Origin of the sequence: Variovorax boronicumulans NBRC 103145 (genome assembly GCF_001591345.1) — a bacterium.
In the GTDB taxonomy this organism is placed as follows: Bacteria; Pseudomonadota; Gammaproteobacteria; order Burkholderiales; family Burkholderiaceae_C; genus Variovorax; species Variovorax boronicumulans.
Genome location: NZ_BCUS01000240.1, coordinates 1 through 2,406, shown reverse-complemented (window position 1 = coordinate 2,406; position 2,406 = coordinate 1). Strand labels below are relative to the sequence as shown.

The 2,406-nt window shown below is 72.7% G+C and carries 2 protein-coding genes; both read left to right on the top strand.

Annotated elements, in window-relative coordinates; translation table 11 throughout:
• The coding region (locus VBO01S_RS31210) for an FGGY-family carbohydrate kinase (protein WP_062483022.1) at positions 1-1,111 on the top strand (1,111 nt) is incomplete at its 5' end.
• Positions 1,108-2,406, top strand: a 1,299-nt coding sequence (locus VBO01S_RS31205; protein ID WP_062483025.1) for a glycerol-3-phosphate dehydrogenase/oxidase, incomplete at its 3' end; no start/stop codon positions are given. The genes VBO01S_RS31210 and VBO01S_RS31205, both read left to right, overlap by 4 nt.

Sequence of the window (2,406 nt, the reverse complement as noted above, 5' to 3'; positions counted from 1 at the left end):
CGACGTCGGCTGCCGCCCCTGGCCCGGCCAGCCCACGGTGATCGCGGCCGAGCTGCTGGGCGCCGACGCCGTGCAGCGCGGCGAGCTGCACCGCCTGCTGTTCGCCAAGGACTACCTCGGCTTCCTGCTGACCGGCGAAATCGCCACCGACGCGAGCGACGCCAGCACCGCCGGCCTGCTCTCGCTGGCCACCGGCGACTGGTCGCCCCTGGCCTTCGAGGTCGCGGGCATCGACGGCCTCGGGCCGCGTGCCTTCGGCCCGCTGGTGCCCAGCGGCCAGACCATGGGCCGGCTGCGCGCGGCCGAGGCGGCGCTGTGCGGCCTGCCCGCCGGCATTCCGGTGGCGATGGGCGCCATCGACCTGCTCGCCTCGATGACCGCCATCGGCGCCGAAGACCGCGGCCGCGCCGTGTCGGTGCTGGGCACGTGGTGCGTCAATGCGGTCATCGGTCCGGTGATCGCGCCGCAGCCGGAGGTCGCCGCGCTCGTCAACTTCGGCCGCACCCGCGAGCGCCTGTACATGGAGAACAGCCCCTCGTCGATGGCCAACATCGCATGGCTGGCCGGCGCGCTCGGGCTGCCCGATGCGCGCGCCGTGGTCGACCTGGCCATGGGCGTGCCGCTCGGCGCGAACGGGCTGCGCTTTCTTCCCTTCATCAACGGCGGGGGCGGCATCACGGCCGGCTTCGTCGGGCTCAAGAGCCACCACACGCCGGCCGACATGGCGCGCGCCGTGGTCGATGCCGTGGCCGCGCTGCATGCGCGCCACACCGCGCGCCTCGCGTCGCAGGGTCTGCCGGTGTCGGCCTCCAGCGTGCTGGGCGGCGGTGCCAGCGATGCGCGCCTGGTGCGCCTGCTCGCGGCGCTGCTGGGCCACCCGGTCGAGCGCTGCGCCGACGACGAAACCGGCGCGCGCGGCGCCGCCCTGTATGCCGCGATGTCGCAGGACCTCGACGACGCGGGGCCTGCCAGCCCGCTGCGCGCGCCCTGCGAACTCATCGAACCCGACGCGCGCGACGCGCGGGCCCATGCCGATTTCAACGCCGAATTCAACGAACTGATCGATCGCATGTCTCCTGTCTTCAACCATCTTTCGGGCGGTGCGTCATGAGCGCGTGGCAACTGCCTTTTGTCCGGCCAGCCTCTCTTGAGGGCCGCCACTTTTCGACGGTGATCGTCGGCGCCGGCATCAACGGCGTGGGCGTGTTCCGCGACCTGTCGCTGCAGCGCGTCGATTGCCTCATCGTCGACAAGGGCGACTTCGGCGCGGGCGCCAGCAGCGCGCCTTCGCGCATGATCCACGGCGGCCTGCGCTACCTGGAAAACGGCAGTTTCTCGCTGGTGGCCGAGGCCACGCGCGAGCGCAACCTGCTGCTGCGCAACGCGCCGCACCTGGTGCAGCCGCTGAAGACCGTGGTGCCGCTGTCGAGCTTCTTCGGCGGGCTGCTGAGCAGCGCGCTCAAGTTCTTCGGGCGCACGCCACCGCAGCGCACGCGCGGCCTGCTGGCCGTGGCCGCGGGCCTGCGCCTGTACGACCTGCTGGGCCGCCGCCAGCGCGTGATGCCGGGCCACCGCATCAGCCGCGTGCCCACCAACGACCGCCGCCTGTTCCGCGCCGCGATCCGCTGGACCGCCACCTTCTTCGACGCCTGGATCAGCCATCCCGAGTGGCTGATCCTCGAGCTCATCGGCGACGCCTGCCGCGACCAGCCGCGCTCGGCCGCCGCCAACTACTGCCGCGTGACGGGCTGCGCGGGCAACATCCTCACGCTGCGCGACGAGATCACCGGCGCGCTGGTGCGCGTCACGGCCGACACCGTGGTGAACGCCACCGGCGCCTGGCTCGACCGCAGCGCGGCCGTGCTCGGCGGCGCCGGCCCGCGCGTGATGGGCACCAAGGGCTCGCACCTCGTGCTCGACCACCCGGCGCTGCGCGACGCGCTCGAAGGCCGCATGGCCTACTTCGAGGCGGTGGACGGGCGCGTGTGCATCGTCTATCCCTTCCTCGACCGCGTGCTGGTGGGCTCCACCGACATCCCGGTGGAAGACCCCGACCAGATCGTCACCGAGCCGGCCGAGATCGACTACCTGATCGACGTGCTGCGCGAGGTGTTCCCCAACATGGCCTTCGACCGCAACCACGTGATCTACACCTATGTCGGCGTGCGCCCGCTGGCGCGCTCCGACGCCGACAAGCCGGGCCAGATCTCGCGCGACCACTCGGTGGTGGTCGACCCGCCGAGCGCCACGCGCGACGTGCCCATCGTGGGCCTCGTGGGCGGCAAGTGGACCACCTTCCGCGCCCTGGCCGAAGAAGCCACCGACCACGTGTTGCGCCACCTGGGCCGCTCGCGCACCGCCTCGACCGAGTCGCTGCCCATCGGCGGCGGCGCCGAGCTGCCGGCC